The sequence below is a fragment of the Klebsiella sp. K-3 genome (assembly GCF_051207495.1).
Taxonomy (GTDB): domain Bacteria; phylum Pseudomonadota; class Gammaproteobacteria; order Enterobacterales; family Enterobacteriaceae; genus Klebsiella; species Klebsiella aerogenes.
In genome coordinates, this window is the sequence record NZ_JBPNXF010000030.1 from 1 (window position 1) to 1,635 (window position 1,635).

Annotated in this window: 1 rRNA gene; it reads right to left on the reverse strand. The window is 53.0% G+C overall.

Annotated features, from left to right (window positions below):
- Positions 1–25 precede the first annotated feature (25 nt).
- Positions 26–1,565 (reverse strand): 16S ribosomal RNA (locus ACSEMK_RS24000).
- Positions 1,566–1,635 lie beyond the last annotated feature (70 nt).

Here is a 1,635-nt window from a genome sequence, read left to right on the forward strand (position 1 = left end):
CACTACAAAGGCAGGTTCTTTAAGGTAAGGAGGTGATCCAACCGCAGGTTCCCCTACGGTTACCTTGTTACGACTTCACCCCAGTCATGAATCACAAAGTGGTAAGCGCCCTCCCGAAGGTTAAGCTACCTACTTCTTTTGCAACCCACTCCCATGGTGTGACGGGCGGTGTGTACAAGGCCCGGGAACGTATTCACCGTAGCATTCTGATCTACGATTACTAGCGATTCCGACTTCATGGAGTCGAGTTGCAGACTCCAATCCGGACTACGACATACTTTATGAGGTCCGCTTGCTCTCGCGAGGTCGCTTCTCTTTGTATATGCCATTGTAGCACGTGTGTAGCCCTACTCGTAAGGGCCATGATGACTTGACGTCATCCCCACCTTCCTCCAGTTTATCACTGGCAGTCTCCTTTGAGTTCCCGGCCGAACCGCTGGCAACAAAGGATAAGGGTTGCGCTCGTTGCGGGACTTAACCCAACATTTCACAACACGAGCTGACGACAGCCATGCAGCACCTGTCTCAGAGTTCCCGAAGGCACCAAAGCATCTCTGCTAAGTTCTCTGGATGTCAAGAGTAGGTAAGGTTCTTCGCGTTGCATCGAATTAAACCACATGCTCCACCGCTTGTGCGGGCCCCCGTCAATTCATTTGAGTTTTAACCTTGCGGCCGTACTCCCCAGGCGGTCGACTTAACGCGTTAGCTCCGGAAGCCACGCCTCAAGGGCACAACCTCCAAGTCGACATCGTTTACGGCGTGGACTACCAGGGTATCTAATCCTGTTTGCTCCCCACGCTTTCGCACCTGAGCGTCAGTCTTTGTCCAGGGGGCCGCCTTCGCCACCGGTATTCCTCCAGATCTCTACGCATTTCACCGCTACACCTGGAATTCTACCCCCCTCTACAAGACTCTAGCCTGCCAGTTTCGAATGCAGTTCCCAGGTTGAGCCCGGGGATTTCACATCCGACTTGACAGACCGCCTGCGTGCGCTTTACGCCCAGTAATTCCGATTAACGCTTGCACCCTCCGTATTACCGCGGCTGCTGGCACGGAGTTAGCCGGTGCTTCTTCTGCGAGTAACGTCAATCACCAAGGTTATTAACCTTAATGCCTTCCTCCTCGCTGAAAGTACTTTACAACCCGAAGGCCTTCTTCATACACGCGGCATGGCTGCATCAGGCTTGCGCCCATTGTGCAATATTCCCCACTGCTGCCTCCCGTAGGAGTCTGGACCGTGTCTCAGTTCCAGTGTGGCTGGTCATCCTCTCAGACCAGCTAGGGATCGTCGCCTAGGTGAGCCATTACCCCACCTACTAGCTAATCCCATCTGGGCACATCTGATGGCATGAGGCCCGAAGGTCCCCCACTTTGGTCTTGCGACGTTATGCGGTATTAGCTACCGTTTCCAGTAGTTATCCCCCTCCATCAGGCAGTTTCCCAGACATTACTCACCCGTCCGCCGCTCGTCACCCGAGAGCAAGCTCTCTGTGCTACCGCTCGACTTGCATGTGTTAGGCCTGCCGCCAGCGTTCAATCTGAGCCATGATCAAACTCTTCAATTTAAGTTTGATGCTCGTGAATTAAACTTCGTAATGAATTACGTATGTTCACTCAGAGACTTGGTATTCATTT